Source organism: Staphylococcus sp. HMSC055C03, from assembly GCF_001809385.1.
In the GTDB taxonomy this organism is placed as follows: domain Bacteria; phylum Bacillota; class Bacilli; order Staphylococcales; family Staphylococcaceae; genus Staphylococcus; species Staphylococcus simulans.
The window spans coordinates 109,708-132,047 of record NZ_KV797493.1; the positions used below are offsets into that span (position 1 = coordinate 109,708).

General features: G+C 37.7%; 16 protein-coding genes. 2 read left to right on the plus strand and 14 right to left on the minus strand.

Translation table 11 applies throughout. The annotated features are described in order from the left end of the window. Nucleotide 1: 1 nt before the first annotated feature. The 4 genes from HMPREF2603_RS07325 to HMPREF2603_RS07340 all read right to left on the minus strand — a co-directional run bounded on the left by HMPREF2603_RS07325 (nucleotide 2) and on the right by HMPREF2603_RS07340 (nucleotide 5,117). On the minus strand, nucleotides 2-394 hold the full coding sequence (locus tag HMPREF2603_RS07325) for a (deoxy)nucleoside triphosphate pyrophosphohydrolase (RefSeq protein WP_002479994.1): 393 nt from the start codon (nucleotides 392-394) through the stop codon (nucleotides 2-4). Nucleotides 395-587: 193 nt separating this feature from the next. Beyond that, on the minus strand, nucleotides 588-1,172 hold the full coding sequence (locus tag HMPREF2603_RS07330; RefSeq protein ID WP_060804461.1) for a DUF488 domain-containing protein: 585 nt from the start codon (nucleotides 1,170-1,172) through the stop codon (nucleotides 588-590). Nucleotides 1,173-1,259: 87 nt separating this feature from the next. Beyond that, complete coding sequence (locus HMPREF2603_RS13020) at nucleotides 1,260-3,434, minus strand: bifunctional glycosyltransferase/CDP-glycerol:glycerophosphate glycerophosphotransferase (protein WP_002479996.1); 2,175 nt, start codon at nucleotides 3,432-3,434, stop codon at nucleotides 1,260-1,262. A 165-nt stretch (nucleotides 3,435-3,599) separates the two neighbouring features. Continuing rightward, nucleotides 3,600-5,117 (minus strand): glycosyltransferase, encoded by a 1,518-nt coding sequence (locus HMPREF2603_RS07340; RefSeq protein WP_060804463.1) that lies wholly within the window; start codon nucleotides 5,115-5,117, stop codon nucleotides 3,600-3,602. A gap of 217 nt (nucleotides 5,118-5,334) precedes the next feature. Here HMPREF2603_RS07340 and HMPREF2603_RS07345 point away from each other — a divergent pair, with 217 nt between their 5' ends. After that, complete coding sequence (locus HMPREF2603_RS07345) at nucleotides 5,335-5,907, plus strand: TetR/AcrR family transcriptional regulator (RefSeq protein WP_002479998.1); 573 nt, start codon at nucleotides 5,335-5,337, stop codon at nucleotides 5,905-5,907. A gap of 75 nt (nucleotides 5,908-5,982) precedes the next feature. Here HMPREF2603_RS07345 and HMPREF2603_RS07350 read toward each other — a convergent pair whose 3' ends face one another. Both HMPREF2603_RS07350 and HMPREF2603_RS07355 read right to left on the minus strand, forming a co-directional pair. After that, nucleotides 5,983-6,315, minus strand: coding sequence for a hypothetical protein (locus HMPREF2603_RS07350; protein WP_222563222.1), 333 nt, complete (start codon nucleotides 6,313-6,315; stop codon nucleotides 5,983-5,985). After that, the gene (locus HMPREF2603_RS07355) at nucleotides 6,316-7,509 is read right to left on the minus strand and encodes a DUF6056 family protein (protein WP_060804468.1); all 1,194 of its coding nucleotides are present in this window, start codon (nucleotides 7,507-7,509) and stop codon (nucleotides 6,316-6,318) included. A gap of 220 nt (nucleotides 7,510-7,729) precedes the next feature. Here HMPREF2603_RS07355 and HMPREF2603_RS07360 point away from each other — a divergent pair, with 220 nt between their 5' ends. Further along, entirely contained in the window at nucleotides 7,730-8,455 is a 726-nt protein-coding gene (locus HMPREF2603_RS07360) for a hypothetical protein (protein ID WP_060804471.1), read from the plus strand. Nucleotides 8,456-8,535: 80 nt separating this feature from the next. Here the strand turns inward: HMPREF2603_RS07360 and HMPREF2603_RS07365 are convergent, their stop codons facing one another. From HMPREF2603_RS07365 to HMPREF2603_RS07400, 8 genes are all read right to left on the minus strand, one after another. Next, nucleotides 8,536-10,065: an oligosaccharide flippase family protein gene (locus HMPREF2603_RS07365; protein ID WP_070468955.1), complete on the minus strand. Its 1,530-nt coding sequence runs from the start codon at nucleotides 10,063-10,065 to the stop codon at nucleotides 8,536-8,538. Between the two features lie 2 nt (nucleotides 10,066-10,067). Further along, nucleotides 10,068-11,525, minus strand: coding sequence for an O-antigen polysaccharide polymerase Wzy family protein (locus HMPREF2603_RS07370; RefSeq protein WP_060804476.1), 1,458 nt, complete (start codon nucleotides 11,523-11,525; stop codon nucleotides 10,068-10,070). A gap of 105 nt (nucleotides 11,526-11,630) precedes the next feature. After that, nucleotides 11,631-12,887 carry a glycosyltransferase gene (locus HMPREF2603_RS07375; RefSeq protein WP_070502031.1) on the minus strand — a complete coding sequence of 419 codons (1,257 nt, stop codon included), beginning with the start codon at nucleotides 12,885-12,887 and terminating at the stop codon, nucleotides 11,631-11,633. A gap of 16 nt (nucleotides 12,888-12,903) precedes the next feature. Beyond that, on the minus strand, nucleotides 12,904-13,494 hold the full coding sequence (locus tag HMPREF2603_RS07380; RefSeq protein WP_002480004.1) for a sugar transferase: 591 nt from the start codon (nucleotides 13,492-13,494) through the stop codon (nucleotides 12,904-12,906). Continuing rightward, nucleotides 13,472-14,377 (minus strand): NAD-dependent epimerase/dehydratase family protein, encoded by a 906-nt coding sequence (locus tag HMPREF2603_RS07385; protein ID WP_060804482.1) that lies wholly within the window; start codon nucleotides 14,375-14,377, stop codon nucleotides 13,472-13,474. Before HMPREF2603_RS07385 ends, HMPREF2603_RS07380 begins: the two co-directional genes overlap by 23 nt. Next, a complete protein-coding gene (locus tag HMPREF2603_RS07390; protein WP_060804484.1) occupies nucleotides 14,378-15,487 on the minus strand; it encodes an ATP-grasp domain-containing protein in 1,110 nt (369 codons plus the stop codon). Beyond that, nucleotides 15,484-16,689, minus strand: coding sequence for a DegT/DnrJ/EryC1/StrS family aminotransferase (locus tag HMPREF2603_RS07395; protein ID WP_002480007.1), 1,206 nt, complete (start codon nucleotides 16,687-16,689; stop codon nucleotides 15,484-15,486). Before HMPREF2603_RS07395 ends, HMPREF2603_RS07390 begins: the two co-directional genes overlap by 4 nt. Before the next feature lie 429 nt (nucleotides 16,690-17,118). After that, complete coding sequence (locus tag HMPREF2603_RS07400) at nucleotides 17,119-22,320, minus strand: G5 domain-containing protein (RefSeq protein ID WP_222563223.1); 5,202 nt, start codon at nucleotides 22,318-22,320, stop codon at nucleotides 17,119-17,121. Nucleotides 22,321-22,340: the final 20 nt, after the last annotated feature.

Below are 22,340 nucleotides of genomic sequence, written 5' to 3' on the forward strand. Positions count from 1 at the left end.
ATTACCCTTGTTCAACAAGCAAGTCGACTGCCGGAATATCTGCCGGTGCCCACTCTAATTGGTGTAACGCTTTAGGGGCTAACCATTTAATTTGACTATGTTCAGTTAATGTCGGCATCGTTTCTTGTAAAGTACAACGATACGTTGTCAGCTCGATAATCGCAAAATCATATTCATGTGTAGTCGTCGTGACTTTCTCACCCACTGCTAAATCACATTTCATTTCTTCTTGAATTTCACGTTTTAACGCTTCAATATCTGTTTCACCTTGTTCAATTTTACCGCCCGGAAATTCCCATAATAACGGTAAGCTCATTTGTTCACTGCGTTGTGCACATAAAATGTTACCTTGATGTTCAATCACTGCACCTACGACTCTTACTAACTTTTTCATATGTATCCTCCGCTCATATCAATATTTCATTACTTATAAGCAGGATCTCATTTTTTATAAAAGATTGCCACACAATTGCAGCAATTTTTTATTTTTTTCATAAAAAATAGACAGGCGCGGCCTGTCTGTTCATTTTCTTCTAACTTGTTGCTGATTCAATATGTTGTTCTGATTCATAAAAGAAACACCTCATTCATTTATATATGTCAATCTGTTTTTTCGGATATACTATTTCCCCATCATCTTCAATAATTGGCATCGCACCCCATTGTCCTAACTTATGTGGTTGTGCAATAATGTCACCTTTATTATTTTGCATAATATGATACACGTCCCAACCATGTGCAGCTAAATAATTACTGACAATCAGACGATGACAACGTGCTGGATGATGTTCTGAACACATGTAGGCTGTCGTTTGGTTTTGGGCTGTTTCTGTTAATCTTTTAATCCCTTCTTTGAAGTCGTCTGTTAAAGTATAGTCCGCATAGTTATGGAAAGATTCATTTTGCCAACCACTATTCAAACTGCGTCCCACTGTTTCACTGGGTTGTCTGCGTCCACCTAGAAATTGGTCAGTTTGATACTCAATCCCCGCTTCTTTCAACCATGACTTCATATTGTCGTCTTTAAATTGCGGATGTTTACGGCTCTTCGTAAAGGCTCTGATATCCATTAAGACTTCAACATGATATTGTTTCAACATTTCAAGAAATGTTTCTTTATCATGATCAGAATGACCGATAGTATAAATCACCTTTTGTTTGGTTTGTCCCATAATGTTCACCTCTCTCTTACTATAGCCTGTTAAAAGAAAAACACGCAAAAACAGTCTCTTTAAAGGCTACTTTTGCGTGTTAACGTATTATTCTTTTTCTTCAATACCTTGATGAATCAATTCACCGATATATTCTGATGCTTTACCGTTTTCAATGCTGCAGAAACGATTGTAGAATGCATCAATCTTATCTTGATATTCTGCTTGTACTTTCGGTAAGTCTTTTAAGCTTTCAGCAAGTTTGTGCGCATCTGTGAAAATAGGTCCTGGTAAATCATTATGGTAATCCATATAGAAGCCACGTAAACCTTTACCGTATTTCTCAATATCATACGCAAAGAAGAACTGTGGACGTTTTAAAATACCATAGTCGAACATCACAGATGAATAATCTGTAATCAATGCATCTGAAATCAAGAAGATTTCTGAGACATCATCATAATCAGATACATCTATCGCAAAGTTTTCATAACCAGATAAATCTAAAGCATTCGCAATCAGATAATGCATACGTAATAAAATGACATAGTCATCACCTAATTGTTTATATAAATTATCTAAGTCGATTTTAAGATTGAATAAGTATTGTCCTTTTTTAATAAACTCATCATCACGCCATGTCGGTGCGTAAGTAATGACTTTCTTATCTTTAGGAATATTAAGCTTCTCTCGAATATCTTTAAGATACTCAGTATCATTTTGACGATTAACAAGCACATCATTTCTTGGATAACCGATTTCTAAGACACGGTCTCTATCCATCCAAAAGGCCGATTCAAAAATTTCAGTAGAATAACGGTTCGGTGATACTAAATAATCCCAACGTTCTGTCTCTTCTCTGAAATTACGTTTATATGCGGGCGTTGTTGTCCCTGGCATACGTACCACTTTCATATCATTCGCCAAACGTTTCAACGGCGTACCATGCCATGTTTGAATATACGTTTGATTCTCTTTCTTATTGATATAAAGCGGCGTGCGAGCGTTCGTAACCCAGTAATGTGCTTTTGAATAAGCTTCATAATAAGCTTTCGAACCTTTTTTCACTTTAGTCGCATTACCTGGAACATAAGTTTTAGCCGGGTTCTTTAATACCCAGATATAGTTATAGTACGGATAATATTTCTGCATATATTCATAAATGTATTTTGGACTATCACTATAGTTTTTACCGCCGAATGTCTCAAAAACAATTGTTTTGTTAGAAACATTTTCTGGCGCATCTGTTAACTGATACATAGAACGGTTTTTATTTTTATTACGCATCACAACATTCTTCACATGACGTAACATGCCTCTGTATTTGTTGATCGCAATTGCGGCGTCAGGTTGATTAAACATTAACGCCAACATTTCTACTTTAAACAATGAACCGCCATCTGTTTCTTGTAAGAGATGCCATTTCAATTTTTGAGCTAATTGAATAAGTGTGTCTTGATGTTGTGCATAGTGGTAAGCATTTTGTTTATTCGCAGGGTCAAAGCCGTTACGAATCATACTTGCCATTTTATGCGTCATAAATTGACGGACTTTTTTATTTTTCACTTTCTGCACGGTATGCAGATAAGCATCAGCGTAATCTTCAAATAATTGGTCGAACGCTTGTTGTGTCAGTTGTTCTGTTTCAAAAGGATCATAAACCTCTCCTCTGAAATAGAACGGGAAACCTAAAATACGCACAAAGCGTTCTGCATATGTCAGATAATCCACTACAAAAGAATTGTCGACATACGTTTTCAATGCCTCATCGAATTGAAGTTGATGCGCGTGTACGATTGCTGTTTTAAATAAAATGTTACAAGCCGTATTTTTTCTTAAGAATGAATTAGGGTTTGTCTCAGCGTTCATATATTCCAATCTAATTTTATTCTGATCGATGTATTGCGGTTGATTGAGTGTAAACTTATTAATCGGTGCAATTAAGGCATCTAGACCATTCACTGTTTTTAAATAGAATTGAATCGCATAAGAAGCTAATTCATCATCCGCATCTAAAAACATAAAATACGGTGTTTCTACATGTGACATTGCGACGTTACGCGCATGCGCATGCCCTTGGTTTTGTTCAAAGTTAATCACTTCAACCTTTTTATCATAGTTTTTTAAGGTGTCTTCTAAAAGTGCTTGAGAACCATCTGTTGATCCATCATTGACTATAATCACATTAAAATCTTGATTGCGTTGTTGCTTCAAGCTTTCGATACAAGCTTGAATATAATCTTCTGAGTTGTAGTATGTGATAATGACTGTTAATTCATTCATGATTGTGATCTCCTTACTTTTTATATCTCTGTTTTCCACATTTTCTTATTGTACTGCTAATTTCTCAGCAAACCAAATAAGAAACCGTAACAATTATATACTAAATCTACTTTTTTATCATCGTCTTACTAATTTGGAAAAATAATAAAAGGTGTATTACTCTATTTATATTAACGTTTTAAATAACTGTTCGAAATGATGTTGTGCGGCTTTTGGTGTTAATGATTGACGTGTGTGCACATGCTTCAATGGATGGTTGATGATACGCTCCATCGCCTGTGCTAAAGCCTCGATATCACCTGTAGGTATTAAATACCCATTCTCACCCGCTTCAATGATTTCATTTGGCCCATAACGAATATCATACGCAAGAACCGGACAACCTTCATTGATACTTTCCATCATAGATAATCCGAATCCTTCATGTGTACTTGCTAAAATAGAAGCACGTGATTCACGGAAAACTTCTTGTGGATGATTAGTAAAGGATTCGATGTCTACATCTTCTGACAGACCTTCTTTAGAAATTAAATCTTTAAGTTCATCTTCTTGTGAGTCAGAAACACCGCCATATAATTTCAGTTTCGTCTCATAATCTTTAGCTTTAAATAACTTAAATGCCTTCACAATGTGATCAATACGTTTCTCTTTTGAGAACCTGCCTAAATACACAAACTGATTTTTACGTTCTTGTTCAGGTAACGTACTGGGTTCAATGAAATGCGGAATGACTTGAACTTTTTGTTCTGGAATATCTGATTGCGCTAAAATATCTTGTTTTTGTTGAGTTGTCAGCACAATATACGCTGAAACTTGCTTGTGATGATCTATCGCAAAGCGATATGAACCTTTAATATTATCACCGGATAAGTGAGAACTATGGAAGACAATGACAGGTTTAATCGCATGTTGATTGTCAATTAATGGTTCATCTAATAAACGTGCATCATTAAACACAATATCTCCATCTTTAAATATCTCATTATAAAAATACGCAAACAATGCTTTATCGTGCGTAAAACTTCTTACCATACGTCCCTCGCGGTATATCAAAATGGACGTCGCTTCTGGTTTGCCTTGCTTATTTTCTTCAAACCATTTTTGACAATACACATTTCCGTCTAAATCATACATCGTCTCACTCAACTTCATGTTTTTACGTGCTGCATAGTAAGTCTTCTTATGCAGATAACCATAAGTGTTGTATTCATAACGGATGACTTTATGTTTAACTCCAGGCGTCATCACATCTTCAAAATGGACTACTTCTGAATCCTCATAAAATTTACGATACAGTAAATATGTTTCATCAGTCTTGTCATAATAACGTACAACGTCCCCTTTTTTATTCGTACGTGTTGTGTAATCAGAAAGTGCCACAGGTTGTGCTTTATATTTCTTTTCTTTCTTAAAAGTCGACTTTGGAATGTTAAATAAATTATAGCCAGAAAGCCAATCATAGAGATTAATGACTTGTGTACCTTCGTTTAAGATACCCTTTTCTCTAAAATCAGCCAGTACTTCTGGATACTCAATATTGTAGTTGGTCGTTAAAATAGTTTGTTTAATACCTAATGTGTCGTCAATAAATTGAATTCGCTTCAACAATGCTTTCGTTCTTCCTCCATGATTCGGAGGCAAAGTTGATGTAACAGTATAAATCAACCCTAAACCCCATTTCATAAAATTTGTTAGAAAAAATTATATCATTTCTATATTTACACTTTAAACAATAAGTAAAACAGAAAAATTAAATTTATTCATACTCAAGTTAAAATATTTGCCTTTCCACCAAACATACAGTATACTTTAATCTACATAGTAGTTTATTTATGCTGATAGTTCTATACTGAAATCGAGTTGTTATCATATATATTTAACAAAAGGAGATGTGCCAAACATGAATCCCAATGATTTACGTGTGATTAAAACAAAACGTGCTTTATCCGAATCCTTATTCAACTTATTAAGCGAAAAATTATTCTCTGCCATTACAGTCAATATGATATGTGATAAAGCATTGGTTCACCGTACGACATTCTATAAACACTTTTACGATAAATATGACTTGTTATCTTACTTAATTACGAATTTGACTAAAGATTATTTCGAAAAGGATATTCGAGAGCGTATTGAAGCACCTTTTAAAGCTTTAAGTTCTTTCTTTGATAAACCTATTGAAAAAATTGATATCAAACAACGTCATGATCAACAATTTATGGAAACTGTGACCGCAATCTTCATCCAAAAAATACGTCAAGACATCATAGACAATGCAGATATTATCGAAGTCCCTGGCAACCCTCCGATTAAAGTGGTTGCTCGTGTCTTTGAATCAGCAATTACCGCTATCGGTGATTGGACTTACGATGAACATAAACTTTGTGCCGACTATTCAAATGCGATTGATAATCCTGATTCGCTGGACAAGATGTTCAATCAATTACTCAACATTAAAGTTAAGTCAGAATAGCGATGGAAAATACTTTAAAACTAAAAAAATCAGAACAGCTTCACAATTGGAAGTTGTTCTGATTTTTTTGTGATTTTATTTATTTTTCTTCTGTACTTTCGGTTGTAAATATTTTTGACCATAAGGTACGAATTTTAACCGTGCTTCTTGAGGTATACCAAAGTATTGTTTAAATACTCTCTGTGTTCTTACCGACCATGGTGAGGAATGTTGGGTATACACATCAAATGGCAACATTTCTACAATAATAACGTCATCTTTAGAGACATGTGCTGCTTCTTCTTTTATTTTCGCAATCCGTTGTGTATTCGCATAACTCATGAATGAAAAAGCACTCATAAACACGATTACTGCGACTAGTGCGATACTACCCACAATGAGACTCGCACGTCTTTCCGGTAAAGGCAACTATTTAAGTACAATTAATAAAATAATCAACCATAACACATACATAAAGTAGAAATTTCTTGGTCCAACAGGCGCAACGACTAATAAAGGCATGGTCGCAATCACAATCGAAGCTAAACTAAAGTATGTCGTCAATAATGACTTCTTAGATAAACCAATAAAATAGAGACCTACTGCGACTGCACAGAAATAGATCAAACACGCTAAGAAATTCAGACCAGCAACCCACGGAATGTGTTTCATCGCATCTAAATCAAAAGGTTCATAGATAAAGTATTTATAAACTGTAAAGAATGCTAAAGCTGCTGTTATTATCACTTTATACACTAGTGACAAACTTAAAAATTTCGGACTGCGATATAAAACAATGAGTAAAACCACAGCTAAAACACTTAAAAATATGGCGCATTGGAAGTAGCCATAATACGGAATGATTTTTAATAACGTTTGAATGACTTTATCATACATCGAGGTACTAGAACCGACTTGTTGATATGAACTATTACCCGCTAAAATATTCATGTAGTTAGGATTTGTAAACATAACAATCGCGCCTATCCATGTTAAACAGAATCCTATCAATAATTTCAAGTTGATTTTGCGATAAATTACTAAATATACAAGTAACCCTAAACCGGTAATCGCAATATTATAAAGTGTGACATTCTCCATAAATAACTGTCCGGCAATACATGCGATATAGAAACATACTAATTCAATACGTTGTGACCATTGTGTTTTTCTTTCTTGATTATGCAGTGTTTTTAAAACAAATAATAAAACTACTAATGCACATAAGGCACTTGTGACATAGTTATTAAATCCTGCATACCACGCATAAGTTTGTTTGAAGATTGAAGCGGGCATTAGCAGTAACATTATAAACGCGATTAATATATAAGCTGTACTTTTAGTTTTATCTGCGAATTTCAATACTATCCAAAGTATGGAGAATGAAACTAGCGCATACACTACCATGCGTAATAACAGACTTCTCACTGCTAAAATTTCTAAAATATTCCCGAAATATCGACCGTTTAAATTTTTAAAATGTTCATTGAACCATTGGTTGTAGCCATGTATATACCAGCCCCAGTCATCTTGCGCAAGCGGAACAATCGCCGCAAATACAAAATAAAAAAGCACTAATAATCCATATACAAAACAATATGGGTGTTCCTTAATAATCCTCATGATGTTGTTCTCCTTGTTGTGTTAAGCATATAATACACTTTATGTCATCATAATCTATAATTAGAAAACATACCATTTTATACCTCGTCAAACATACGTCATTTAATAATATTTTCACTCACTTCATTTTTTTACTGACAATTTATGACTTCAATAGTAAAATTATTAATTATTAAAACAACGTGATTTATCACCTTTAAGAAGGAGAACACTTATCATCATGATTCAAATCATCTTGTATCTAACAATTGGACTGTTATTTACCCTATTAGATTTAATATTGATTCGTCGTAATCGACGTATTTTAGTTTGTTTGAGTACGTTTGTTTTTTATACACTCTTTATCAATGGCTTCATCATTGGCTTATTGTTACTATTTCTAGGAAAACCTAATGCCTTAAAGACGAATATGTACCACACATTTTTCGCAATAGAATATGGTGTGCTTGCCTCTGGTATAGGTATCGCTTTATTAGTAGTTCACGCTATTTTAATGCACCGTTTAACATTCACTGCTGTGCCAGGTCGTCGTGCTTGGCTGACTACTTTGAATGCATGTACATTATTATTACTTATGTTTCTCGGCAGTTTCTTAATCAAATTTACAGATTGGTGGTTCGATTTATTCGGAGAAACGAAACCACAAGATTTTATCTCTAAAATTCAAAGTCTTATACAATTATCCGATCGCATGATATTACCCGGCTTAATTCAAATGGTATTGATATCATCTATCTTTTATACCTTAATTGTGCTGTTCATGATTTATTTCAATCGCTTCAACTTTATTTGGAATGCTAAAACTAAAGCTATTACGATTATGAAGCGCTCATGGATTCAAACTGCACTCTTCGCTGTAACATTGGCTGTCTTTATTTCTGGCCTGATTTATAGTGTGTATCACCTGCATTTAATAGATGTATGTCTCACTTTACTTAAAAAGTAAACAAAGACGCTGTTCAGGTTTTTCTGACTGAATAGCGTCTTTGTTTGTATTTATTCTTTTTAACATTTTCATAGTTATATTTACGCACGTTTAAAGCGTTGTATTACTTGCATACCCATTTGTCGCTCGCTTTGGTTCATAATGACTGTCCACAACACGACAGAATACAAAATAACATAAACGATAATATTTATACCTAGCACGACTAACCCTTTACCTAAGAGTTGCGCAATCCATTGATAAATAAAATAGTAAATAACTGTAGTGATTATCATCGGCAACCATATTTTACTCATCTCAAACCAGAAACGATACATATTCAAACCGATTTTACGGTGATAATATACATTCATAATCAGAGTATAGCCGATAAAGCTGAACGCTGCGATAGAAAGTGAAACACCGTAACCACTATACTTCGGTGCTAAAATGACCGCACTGATCATGGCTAATACTAAGGTAATTGCTAAAGCCATAAAACGAAACGTTTGGCGATTATGTGCTTGAATAATGCTGACTGCCGGCAACTGTGACAGTTGGAAAGTAATTGTAAACATTAAAATTACCGTCATAAGATACGCAGGTCTGAAATCTTGCCCTGCCCAAATCACAATAAAGTTCTCACCGAAAATCACAAAGCCGGATAAGATAAATGATAATACAATCAACTGAATACGACTGATGCGTACCATCTGTTGAAGTAAACGTTCATTACTTGCACCTTCTACCACTAACATTGAGAATCCCGGGAAGGTCACATTATTAATAGAAGTCGCAAACTGTTGGAAGATTTTTACGAACTGTACAGCGATGACATAAATCGCAACCGCAACCGTTCCGTTAATCGCACCTAAAATCATTTGACCAGAATTTAACGTCAATTGTTCAATCGCAATAGAAAACAAAACTAAACCTAAATACACGTTCAATTGTTTCTGCTGTTTTAAATGATTAAACGATAATGCACCTTTCCAATCAAAGCGTATAGATACATGGCGTCGACATAAAATCATGCCTAAGAACAGACACGCAAAGTTGACAATTAACGTAATCAATATAATCGTAACTGCGCCAAATCCCATTAATAAGAACGGTGTCGCAATGATAGAAGGCATAATCACTCGGATCAGCAACATACTCTTCGCAATCACAAAGTATTCATACGCTTGTAAAATGCCGTTAAAAATACCTGGATAAAATGAAATCATGATATTGATAATGATAAAAATCAACATCAATTTCAGTTCTGATAATTGTTGAGGTGCTAATGCATTGCCGAATACCGCTTCAGCATTCAAATACAAAACCAAGCCCATCAGACCGACTAATAAGGAACACAAAAAGTAAATATTTAAGATATTACCTAAGATACGTGCCTCTTGTGCCTTTGAACCTTTGACTCTGTTTTGTGATAAGTATTTGGCGATCGTGTTACCGAACGCTAAATCCATAATGTTCAAATAAACTAAAAAGGATAAAACCAAATTATACAACCCATATTCAGAAGTGCCGAGCGTTCTAATGAAGAACGGTGTATATAAAATTGCCACTAGAATATTACCAAATATAGATATGTAGGATAAGATGGCGCCAGCTCTTCTTTGATTCATACTCATAACTCCTGTTTATGTTGGTTGCGCTTGCGTTCAAAGTAAGAACGCATCACACGTTCTAATCCGAAAATCACAAGCACTGTGAAAATATTCGCTGGTGAAAAAGTATCAATAATAAACGCAATTGTACTAGCACGTGGAATAAACAACATCATTCGTGCCATGATTAAAGCTGCCGCAATCACTAAAATATGTTTTGCGGTCAACATTCTCGTAAATAACGCAATTAATAAACCAATGACAATACTGCCGAACATCATGCCGACATAACCGAAATCATGATAAGTTTCAGCAACGAAACTTGAACCATAACCTACACCTTTAAGATACAAGTCTTTCATAATGACATAAGACATTGTATGCGAGTATTGATAACCTTCTAAAGCACGTTCAACCGATTGGCCAGACCATCCGCCTTGCCCTCCAGTTAAATTGCCCCAAATATTGTAAACGGCATACTCTGTTAACGGTCCAATAGAATAGATTTTATCCGGGATTTCTTTCGCCTTCTCGATGGTATAACCAATGACATTGACACTGATACCTTGTGAGAAGAAAAATGATAACAATGCATCAAAGAAACCACCGTCAGTCTTGTCTCCGCCTCGGTTATTACCGACAAAATTCATCAACGCTAATAAAATCGGTGCTGAAATAATGCCCGCAATAATTGTCTTTTTACCGAACCATGCTTGCGTACCTGTCTGCTTCGCTAAAATATTGCGATAACAGAAATAAATAAACAAGATGAGCACATCTAACATAAAGTCAGAACGAGATCCGGTTAATACAGAAAGCCCATCTACAAATAAATAAGCAAGTATCGGCAGCCATGCTTTCTTTTGTGCAGGCAATGTTGCGAGATATACAAAGAATGCGACTGGGAACATTCGACTAATCAACACAAACACACCTGGTAAATTCGATTTAAAACTAGAAAAATAGGCATAATACCCTTGTGATTGTGAAGCTTGAACCGCTTCTGCCAAATACATCAGCTTAAAAATAATCGCAATCGTAAAGACACCTAAACTGATGATTCGGATATTTTGTTTATATGTGGTCTCAATAGGCTGAAACTGTTTAAACCCTTGTTGAACCGTGCGATCTAACATCGCAAATCCTAAAAAGAGACAAAACAAACTTAAACTTAATAAGATTAAAATATTAAATATTGTGGCTTGATCTGTAAAATACGTTCCCAGCAGTTTAAAATCCTTTTCATGATAATGGAACAGTTTGCTGACAACCATTCTGCCCATTAAAAAGACAAAGAAAGTCACATTGAACATAAAGAAGATGACCCGCTGGTTGAACGCTTCTAGTCCATATATCAGATTGTTCAGGAAAAATAATAAGAGTGCACTAAATAACAAGGTAATATTCGAAAAGATAATGCCGATAGTAAGCAATATCACCGCAATCATCAGCACACACCATCTTAATAACTTGGTCAAACTTCCACCTACTTACTCATTCGTTACTTATTTGTCGTTTCTTGCGTATTACACGCTTTCGTCTGGTTGTGTCATAGGTGTCTAGCAATATACTGAGTTGAACGCTTAAGGTTGTGCAAGTTCATGCGCAAATTCAGTATAAAGACTTTCAGAATCACAGAGCGTCTGCCAAGTTTGGTAAGCACCTTTCGCATAGCCTTGATAAGCTTCATCTGAAAGATTTATGAAATATTCAATCGCACGTGCTACCTCTTCTGGCTTAAGTGCGTCACTGATTAAAGTACCATTTACATCTGTTTGTACAATTTCAGCTGTACCTCCGACATCTGAAGCTACAACAGGAATCGCATTCGCCATCGCTTCCATGACAGAGACTGGTACACCCTCTGATTCAGAAGTGTTTAAAAATAACGTCGGGTTATGCTCATGATACCATTTTCTGACGTCTTTGTTCGGCAAACGTCCAATCAATATGAATTGAGACGGCTTTAATTTCTCTTTTGCCAATGCTTCAATTTTTTGCGCATCTGGACCATCACCGATATGTACCCATTTGAAATCATAACTTTGTTCATTCAATTGTGCTAACGCATCAATAATGACATCTAAACGCTTTAATTTACGAATCGTTGAACAGCTGACAAATAAAGGCGGCTGACGTAATGAAACTTGATAATTGCCTTCACCTACACCGAGACGTCTGGTTTCAATTTTATTCGCATATTTCGGGAACTTGTTGCTTAAATAGTTCGAGCTCGTATCAGATACTGGATATAACGCATCCACATGTTTCAACATCGTTTGACGCATCGGCAAGAAGCTAAACGGTTTAATATAATCATTGACATCATAACCATGTCCTCTAGAAATAAATGGGATAGAATCATCACCATAATAATCATATTTTAGTTTTCTGCCGAGGTTCGCAGTGATATAAAACCAATAGCTGTAAATATAAAGCTGCGTATAGCCATCATTTTCCGGTAATAAATGTGAGCGTACTAAGTCTTGATAAATCGCATCTGTTCTCGATTCAAAATACAAGTTGTACATCCACTTATAAGGATTTAAGGAACCTGCATTTTCACCGATACTGCGTAAACGCGGTTGACTCAATAAAATATTTGGCCCTGTCTTTAAGAAGTTGATGGCCTTATCTTTTAGTCCTTGCGGGAAAGGCAAGTCGATGACTGTCGCAACATCCGGTACTTCTCTTGTCACTTTCATCTTCTGACTGACCATCGTCGGAACAATCACAATGTGATCAAAGGCTTCTGCCAAATATTTGATTTCTTCTTCTAAATATTCCTCTCCTTTATAGTAAGGAAAGTAATTCGTCAACAAAATCAGTTCTTTCTTCATAAGTGCTATTCCTCTCTTACTTCTGATTAATATTTTTTCGTAATAACACCGTTGAAATCGTTTTATATATCACAAATGCATCCATTTTAAAGCTGACATTCGCCGCATAAAAAGCATCTAAACGCATACGTTCTTCCATCGAAGCACTATTTCGCAACAAAGCTTGTGTTAAACCCGTAATACCAGGTTTCACATGAAACTTTGTTTTATAGTAATCCGGATAACGATGTGTATTGCCAAGCGGACTCGGACGCGGTCCGACAAAGCTCATGTCACCTTTTAATACGTTCAGCAATTGCGGTAATTCATCAATACTTGTTTGACGTAACACACGACCGATATTTGTCACACGTGGGTCTTGATCACTATTGAACGTACTGCCATCCGCATTACGAATATCTTGTGCGTTTTCTTTCATTGTACGAAACTTATGCATTTCAAAAGGCAACATACCGACACCTAAACGTTGTCCATTATATAAGATACTGCCTTTATCTTCTCTCTTAATCATTATACTAACAGGCAAAGCTACAATTAATAACACCGGCAACAACGCTACAAATAACAACACATCTAACAAACGCTTAATATTTTTCCGGTAACTCATCACGCAGCCCCTCCATTTCTCGATAAATTTCTTGTAATGCATCTATAAACTGATATTGAGGGACAAAATCAATTTCTTGTTGTGCTCGTGTACCATTCATATAAGAAGGTTTAAAATAATCCGGCACATCTTCATCTTGACGTTGAATGTCAGTCGGATTGCCGAACACTTGATTGATATGTTGCGCCACTTCTAGGTTCGTTAACGTTTCACTGCCTTTAATGTTTTGAATTAAGGAAGTGTTTGGATGCTGTGACGCTTGCCAAATCGCATTTGCCGCATCTTTCGCATATAAAAATTCACGTGATACATCACTCTCACCCATTACTGTTAAGGGCTTCCCTAACAAAGCTAAGCGCATAAAATAATTAATCATATAGTTATTTTTCTCATGTGCGCCAAATAAATGAGAGAAACGTAAACACACTATATCCAACTGATAATGCTTACGATAATACGCAGCCAGCTGTTCAATATAACGTTTATTCAAACCATATAAAGACTTCGGCACATCATTCACTGCGTCTTCTTCCTGCCAAGGCAATGTAGAAGTATCATCATATACAGAAATAGAAGAAGCCACGATTACTTTTTTACATTTTTGTTCAAGCGCCGCTTCAAACACATGTTGTGCCATCTGTACTTCTTCTGTATAACTGCTGATGTTTTTCTTTGGTCCTCTATTACCTGCCAGATGAACAATGACATCATCTTCTTGAAATATCATCTCCAAAGAAGCCTCGCTGTAATCGGTTTGAACTTGATGCGCATCTTCTGTATTTTGACGACGTGATAAAACTGTATAATCAATAGCTTTATCTTCTAATAAAGCAGTCAGATAGCGACCAAGCAATCCTGTGCCGCCTGTAATTCTAAAGGCCATTTAATCTTCCTCCTTCATCAGCGGATAAATATAAAAGCCCACTTTGTCATACACACCGTTAACAGGTCTGATGAATTCTCCTTGTTGGTAATAACGATAGCTTTCTAAAGTATGATCTGGTACTTTGAATTGATAATAATCAATCGGTTGTTTCGGTGTCTCACACATAAATTCTAAGACTACTGATTGTGTCGTTGTCGCCTCCGTAAATGTAGGGGCTTGTTCTTCTAGAAGATGCTTGAACGTTTTCTCTAATAAGTCATCATGATTATAATATTGAATCAATTTATGCATATGACAACCATCAAAGCGTGGCGTAATTTCAATAATAAATGCTTCGTGATTCATTACTTTTACTTGCGCATACACAGGACCGTTTTGAATTTTCAGGGTCTCTAAGTGTGCTGCAATCGCTGCTTCAATAGAAGCCATAGGATAATCATAATCAGGGTCGATAATATGTTTATGGATTAAACCTGGATGTTGCGGCCACGTTTCACGCATCGATACTAAGGTAAATTGCAGTTCGCCATCTACAACATAGCCATTCACTGAAATTTCATAACCATCGATATAGCGTTCAATAATTGCTGCGCCTTCTCTAGACTGATCCACCGCATAAGCAATCGCTTCTGGTAAATCAGCAGCTTGTGTCACTAAAGTAATGCCACGTTGTCCTTGACCATCTGTCGGTTTTACAAAGACTGGGTAGTCAATTTCTGTTTGATGGTTCACATCTTTTGTGATTTCAAAAGGGACAGAACCTGTAATCCCTTTGGTTTGTGCACGCATCACATCTTTGTGATTACATGCATATGCTGTGTCATAACTGACAAAGTGTGGTAAATCTAAGGCTTCTGAGATTTTATTCGCAACTGGCATAGCCAAATCTGAGCCTACTGAATAAACAGCATCAATATGATGTTGTTTGATATAAGCGATGACTGCTGCTTCATCTATAATATTAATCTCTTCAAAATAATCTGCACTGTCAGCACCAGGGCCATCTTTTTTCATAGCCAACGCATGTGTTTCGTAACCCATCTCTTTTAATTTCTCTATAGCTTCAGCTTGTACAGGTGCCACACCTAGAATTAAGACCTTCTTCATACCAGCACCCCGCCGACTGCTTCATTCACTTGTTTAATAATGTATTCTACTTGTTCATCTGTTAATTGCGGATAAAGCGGTAACGTCAATTCGTTCACATAATGCGCATACGCATTCGGGAAATCTTTAATGTCAAAGCCGTATTCTTGGTACGCTGAAAACATCGGTAACGGTTTATAATGCACATTTGTCGCAATACCTTCATCCGCCAAATGTTCAATAATCGCATTACGTTGTTCTTCTGTTGCCCCTTTAATCCACGTGATATATAAGTGACAGCTGGATTCTTTATCATTATCAAAGTGTTTTAGCGTCTTGATAACATCTGAGTTTAAATTTTCATCATATAAACGTACCACTTCTTTACGGCGTGCTAAGTTTTCATCATAATGATTGAGTTGATCCAAACCAATGGCCGCATTGATATCTGTCATATTGAATTTGTAACCTAACTCTGAGATGTCATATTCCCAGTTCCCTTTCTGCATTTTAGATAAGGCATCTTTACTTTGACCGTGCAGAATAGAAGTTTTGTATAGTTTCTGTAAATCAAAACCATGTGCTTCGTAATCTTTCGTCCATGTAACTGCCCCACCTTCAGCAGTCGTCAGATTTTTTACCGCATGGAAAGAGAATGTGGTAAAGTCTGCGAAGCTGCCGCTTTTGTTTTCCCCTTTGGTCGCGCCGAATGAATGGGCACCATCATTAATAATCGCTATACGATTTAATAAAGCGTGCACAGGATTTTCCGTGTGGAAAAGTGCTTGTTTACGACGTGCAATTTCAAATAATCGATCGTAATCGCATAATTGACCTGCAATATCCACAGGAATAATGGCTTTTGTGTTTTCTGTGATTTTATCTTCGAGTTGTGTGTAATCCATTTCTAAGGAGTCTTTTTGCGTGTCTACTAATACAATTTTAGCGCCGACATGGGCGATGACTGAGGCTGAAGCGGTGTATGTATAAGCAGAAGTGATGACTTCGTCCCCTTCGCCGATACCTAATAAACGTAATGTCATTTCTAAAGCAGCCGTTGCTGAGTTCATTGCGACTGTGCCTTCTGTCCCCATATAGTCAGTTAACGCTTCCTCAAATGCTTTCGTTTTAGGCCCTGTCGTAATCCAACCGCATCTTAAAGTTTCCACAACACTTTCGATGGCCTCTTCAGAAATTTTAGGCGGACTAAATGGTATTTGCATAGCTATCTTCTCCTTTATCTTTAACGATTATCTCTCACTATGATGCCAAGAAATAATACTTTAGAATATCTGCCAAATATCCAAATGGTTTTTTGTTTATCGCTTCCATCCGAAAAGATTTCTGCCATTTCATCACACATCGCAAATATTCTAATTAGATATTATGTTCCAATTTAGTAACAGTATAATCCACTAAGTAAAAAGTATTCAATCAATATTCGTAATTAAAATTATTATTTAACAATCCTAATTTTAGAATTACATACCATTAATAAACTAATTATAAAATCAACACTCACTTAACATTCTTTACATACAATTAACACAATCTCACCTTTACCATTTCAGAAATAAAAAACCATAAAAAAGACGCCCCTCGAACTTTCAAAGGACGTCTCATCTTACTTATTCAGTTTTTAAATTTAATACTTATTTCTCTTCATTATCTTTCTTACGACGTTTACCAAAGAGTAACCAAGCACCTAAACCAGCGAACAATGTGCCGAATAATGTTTTCTTCACATCATCTTGACCTGTATCAGGCAAGTCTTTATCTTTAGCAGTTTGTTGCTTATCTGCTTTTGTTAGTTGTTTACCTTCAGCTTCTGACTGAGCTGGTACATCTTGTTCACCTTCAGTCGTTACTGTTGTACCATCATTAGTTTCAGGTTCAGATGGTACATGTGGTGGCGTTACTCCATCTTTATCTTCAGATGGCACAGTAACTTCTGGTGATGTCGGTTGTGATGGTGTCTCAGGTGTACTTGGTGTTGTTGGTTGTTCTGGTTGATTTGGTTCGCTTGGTTCATTTGGCACTTCTGTTTCAGGCTCTTCTGGTTTTTCTGGTTGCGTTGGATTTTCAGGCTGTTCTGGTGTTCCTGGCGTTTCTGGAACTTCTGGTGTTGGTTTCTCAGGATTTTCAGGCTCTTGTGGTTCTTCCGGTGTTGTACCTGGACCTTCTGGTGTTGTGCCTGGATCTTCAGGTTGTTCTGGTTCCTCTGGTGTTGTGCCCGGATCTTCAGGTTGTTCTGGTTCTTCTGGTGTTGTGCCCGGATCTTCAGGTTGTTCTGGTTCTTCTGGTGTTGTACCCGGATCTTCTGGGTCAACTGGTACTGTGCCAGTTCCTCTTTCAACAATTCTGTCTACCTTTTCAACCAGTGTAATTGTTGTTGTATCTGGATTGATGAGTTCACCTGTTTTTGGATCTACGCCGTAAACTGTTGTTGTTTGTGTTTGACCTGTTTTACCTGGCTGTACTTCATATTCTGTACCTGCTGGTAAGTTCGGATTGTCTTGGTAGATTGTGTTATATGGGATATCTGTCGTTGTGACCACTTTCGTGCCGACACTGATCACTCTGTCTTTCGGCAGATTATTCGGGTCATTCGGATCTCCTGGCGTACCTTCTTCTATCACTTGTGTCTCGCCAACTGGCAAGTCTGGATTTGGACGGTACGTTGTAGATGGTGCGACAGGTCCATATTCAATCACACGGTCAACTGGCGGTGTTGTGACAGATTCTGTTGTTGTCGGATTCAATAAAGCGCCTGTTGTTTTGTCTACTTCGTACGTTGTCGTCGTTGTAGTTACGCCGTTTTGACCTTCTTGTGCCACATGATTAACTGTACCGACTGGTAAATCAGGATTGTATCTGATAATTGTTTCAAATGGTATAGGTGTTGTTGTTTGTTCAACATTGTTCACACCTACCACTTCATTGACTGGTGGTGTTGTAATTTCTGATGTCGCAGGTTGCCCTGGTACTTTCGTTGTTGTTTCAATACCTGGTTGTCCTTCTGTTGTCACTGTCTGTGTACCGATTGGTTGTGATGGATCTGGATTCGCTTCATATGAAGTTGACGGCGGTATTTCTGTTGTTGTCGTTGCGGTTGTGCCGACTCCGATTTCAATCACTCTATTTTGTGCCGGTGTCACAGTTGTTGTGACAGTTGATGGATTTTCAAGTGCACCAGTTTCTGGATTGACTGTATACGTCGTTGTTGTTTCAGTTTGACCTGTGATACCTGCTTGTACTTCATTTTGAGTACCTTGCGGTAAGTTAGGATTTTCTTGATAAATTGTTTCGAATGGTACGTCATTCGTTGTTGTTTGAGTTGTACCTTTTGCGACAATTTGCGATGTCGGTGATGTTGTTTCAGTTGATGTTGTTGGATTTATTAATGCGCCTGTCATCGGATCCACTTCATACGTTGTCGTTGTAGTTGTCGTACCGTCTTGACCTGGTGTTACGACACTTTCATAACCAATAGGCTCATCTGTACTGATATACTGCGTATCGTATGGTACTGATGTTGAATCAGTTACGACATTACCTACATAAACGACTGTGTTTGTCGGTGGATTATCTGGGTCATTCGGATCTCCTGGTTGACCTTCCACTGTTCTTGTTTCACCTGCTGGTAAGTTCGGATCCGGTTGGTAAACCACTTGGCCTGCAGCTGGTCCATATTCCACAATACGTTGCACTGGGTTGGTTGTCTCAGTATTCGTTGTCGGGTTAATCAACGCACCCGTTGTCGCATCTACTTCATACGTTGTTGTCTTCGTAGTAACACCGTTTTGACCTTCTTGTGCGACATGGTCCGTTGTGCCGACTGGCAGATTCGGATTATATCTGACAATCGTGTCATACGGAATCGTTTCTGTTGTTTGTTCTACGTTGTTGACACCGATAACCTCATTCACTGCTGGTGTTGTCACTTCTGTTACCGCTTCTTGACCCGGTTCTTTCGTTGTTGTAGATTCACCTGGTTGTCCTTCTGTAATCACTGTTTGTGTACCAATTGGTTGTGATACATCTGGGTTCGCTTCATATGAAGTTTGCGGCGCAATCGGTGTTGTCGTAGATGTTGTTGTACCGCTGCCGACTTCAATGATTCTGTCTTGTTTCGCAATATCAGTAGTTGTCACTTCTGTCGGATTTTCTAACGCACCTGTTTGTGGGTTCAACGTATACGTCACAGTCGTTGTCGTTTGACCTGTAACACCTGCCTGTAACTCGTTTTGTGTGCCTTGAGGCAAGTTAGGGTTCTCGATATACACTGTTTCGTATGGTACATCGTTCGTTGATGTTTGTGTTGTACCTTTTTCCACAATTTGTGTGACAGGTGGTGTCTTGATTGATGTTACTTCTGGATTAATCAATGTACCTGTTGTCTTGTCCACTTGATAAATCGTTGTTGTCGTTACTACTCCGTCTTGACCTGGTGTCGTAATATTTTCGTAGCCCACTGGTTGAGTTGTCGGTACATATTGCGTGTCATACGCAACTGGTGTTGTATCTGTTGTCATATTACCAACTTTAACGACCGTCTCTGTCGGTGGATTATTTGGATCATTCGGGTCACCTGGTGTACCTGGAATAGTTACTGTTTCGCCATATGGCACACTTGAATCTGGTTGGTAGACCACACCGCCTTCTACTGGTCCATATTCCACAATACGTTGCACTGGATTTGTTGTTTGTGTTTCAGTCTGAGGATTCGTCAACGCACCTGTTTGACTGTCCACCTCATACGTTGTTGTCGTTGTAGTGACTCCATTTTGACCTTCTTGCGCAACATAATCTGTTGTACCGACAGGTAAGTCTGGATTGTAACGGATGATTGTTTCATACGGAATCGTTTGCGTTGTCGTATCCACATTGTCTACACCAATCACTTCATTAACCGCTGGTGTAGTAACTTCTGTCACCGCTTCTTGTCCAGGTGTTTTCGTTGTCGTTGACTCGCCCGGTACGCCTGGTGTCACCACTTGTGTATCACCTGTACCTGCGTCTGGATCAGGGTTCGCAACGTACGTTGTTTCTGGCGGAATTTCTGTTGTTGTCGTTGATGTTGTGCCGACACCCACTTCAATAATCAAGTCTTGTTTTTCTACTAGCACTTGATCTGTTGATAATGGATTTTCTAGCTCACCTGTTTGCGGATTCACCGTATACGTTACTGTTGTTTGCGTTTGTCCTGTGATACCTGCTTGCAGTATATTTTCTGTACCTTGAGGTAGATTAGGATTTTCTTTGTAAACCACATTGTAAGGAACGTCAGCTGTTGTGACTTGTGTCGTACCTTTTTCAATCACTTCATCAAAAGCTGGTGTTGATGTTGTTGTGATTTGCGGGTTACTTAAAGCACCCGTTGAAGGATTCACGCTATACGTTGTTGTTGTTGTTTCTGTACCTGTTTGACCAGGTGTTTGTACATTCGTATAAGTTGTTGGTGCATCAACACCTACATATTTCGTTTCATAAGGTACTTGAGTTGTTTCTGTTGTTGTATTGCCGACTTTCACAATAGTATCTGTCGGTAAGTTATCTGGGTCGTTTGGATCTCCAGGTGTACCTGGTGTTGTAGATGTTTGACCTGCAGGCAACGTCGCATCTGGTTGATAAATGATGCCGCCTTCTACCGGCCCATATTCCACAATACGATTCACCGCATCTACTGTTGTCGTTTGTGTTTGTGGATTCGTTAACGCACCTGTTTGATTATCTACCTCATACGTTGTTGTCGTTGTCGTTGTACCGTTCGTACCTTCTTGTGCGACATAATCTGTTGTACCTACAGGAAGGCTTGGGTTATAACGTACGATTGTTTCGTATGGAATGGTTGTTTCTGTACGTTCTACGTTATTCACACCAATAATTTCATTCACTGCAGGAATCGTTGTTTCCGTAACCGCTTCTTGTCCTGGTGCTTTCGTTGTCGTTGATTCGCCTGCTTGACCAGGGACTGTCACAGTTTGTGTTCCGACAGGTTGCGTATAATCTGGATTAGCTTCGTATGACGTAGTCGGCGCAATCGGTGTTGTCGTTGTTGTCGTTACGCCTGTACCGACTTCAATAATACGATTGATTGCTTCTTGTGTTGTCACTGTAGAAGAAACCGGGTTTTCTAAAGCACCTGTTTCCGCATTGAGTGAATAAACTGTCGTTGTTTGTGTTTGACCTGCTGAACCTTCTTGAAGCACATTTTGTGCACCTTCAGGTAAATTAGGATTTTCTACATAAACCGTTTCATATGGTACAGCACTTGTTGTGACTTGCGTTGTGCCTTTTTCAACAACTTGTGTGACAGCTGGTGTTGTATTTGTCGTCACTGCTGGATTGCTTAATGTACCTGTTGTTGGATCCACATCATACACTGTTGTCGTTGTAGATGTACCATCTTGACCTGCGACTTTCACATTTTCATAGCCTACTGGTTCAGTTGTTGGAACATATTGCGTGTCATATGGCAACGCATCCGTTGTTGTAACTTGGTTACCCACTTTCACTACTGTTTCAGTCGGTAAGTTATTCGGATCATTCGGGTCGCCTGGCGTACCTGGATTTGTTTCTGTTTCACCATATGGCAGATTCTCATCTGGTTGATACACAATCGTACCTTCAACCGGACCATATTCTACAATTTTATTGATAGGTGCTGTTGTGCTTTGTGTTACTTGCGGATTAGACAATGTACCTGTTGTGCTGTCTACATCATATGTCGTTGTCGTTGTTGTCGTACCGTCTTGACCTTCTTGTACCACTTGATTCACTGTACCGACAGGTAAATCAGGATTATAACGAATGATGGTTTCGTACGGAATTGTTTGTGTTGTCGTATCCACATTGTCTACACCAATCACTT

Excerpts from the sequence above, each read along its gene's own strand:
- HMPREF2603_RS07325 (WP_002479994.1), bottom strand. The coding sequence starts at position 394 with ATGAAAAAGTTAGTAAGAGTCGTAGGTGCAGTGATTGAACATCAAGGT.
- HMPREF2603_RS07330 (WP_060804461.1), bottom strand. The coding sequence starts at position 1,172 with ATGGGACAAACCAAACAAAAGGTGATTTATACTATCGGTCATTCTGAT.
- HMPREF2603_RS13020 (WP_002479996.1), bottom strand. The coding sequence starts at position 3,434 with ATGAATGAATTAACAGTCATTATCACATACTACAACTCAGAAGATTAT.
- HMPREF2603_RS07340 (WP_060804463.1), bottom strand. The coding sequence starts at position 5,117 with ATGAAATGGGGTTTAGGGTTGATTTATACTGTTACATCAACTTTGCCT.
- HMPREF2603_RS07345 (WP_002479998.1), top strand. The coding sequence starts at position 5,335 with ATGAATCCCAATGATTTACGTGTGATTAAAACAAAACGTGCTTTATCC.
- HMPREF2603_RS07355 (WP_060804468.1), bottom strand. The coding sequence starts at position 7,509 with ATGAGGATTATTAAGGAACACCCATATTGTTTTGTATATGGATTATTA.
- HMPREF2603_RS07360 (WP_060804471.1), top strand. The coding sequence starts at position 7,730 with ATGATTCAAATCATCTTGTATCTAACAATTGGACTGTTATTTACCCTA.
- HMPREF2603_RS07365 (WP_070468955.1), bottom strand. The coding sequence starts at position 10,065 with ATGAATCAAAGAAGAGCTGGCGCCATCTTATCCTACATATCTATATTT.
- HMPREF2603_RS07375 (WP_070502031.1), bottom strand. The coding sequence starts at position 12,887 with ATGAAGAAAGAACTGATTTTGTTGACGAATTACTTTCCTTACTATAAA.
- HMPREF2603_RS07380 (WP_002480004.1), bottom strand. The coding sequence starts at position 13,494 with ATGAGTTACCGGAAAAATATTAAGCGTTTGTTAGATGTGTTGTTATTT.
- HMPREF2603_RS07385 (WP_060804482.1), bottom strand. The coding sequence starts at position 14,377 with ATGGCCTTTAGAATTACAGGCGGCACAGGATTGCTTGGTCGCTATCTG.
- HMPREF2603_RS07390 (WP_060804484.1), bottom strand. The coding sequence starts at position 15,487 with ATGAAGAAGGTCTTAATTCTAGGTGTGGCACCTGTACAAGCTGAAGCT.
- HMPREF2603_RS07395 (WP_002480007.1), bottom strand. The coding sequence starts at position 16,689 with ATGCAAATACCATTTAGTCCGCCTAAAATTTCTGAAGAGGCCATCGAA.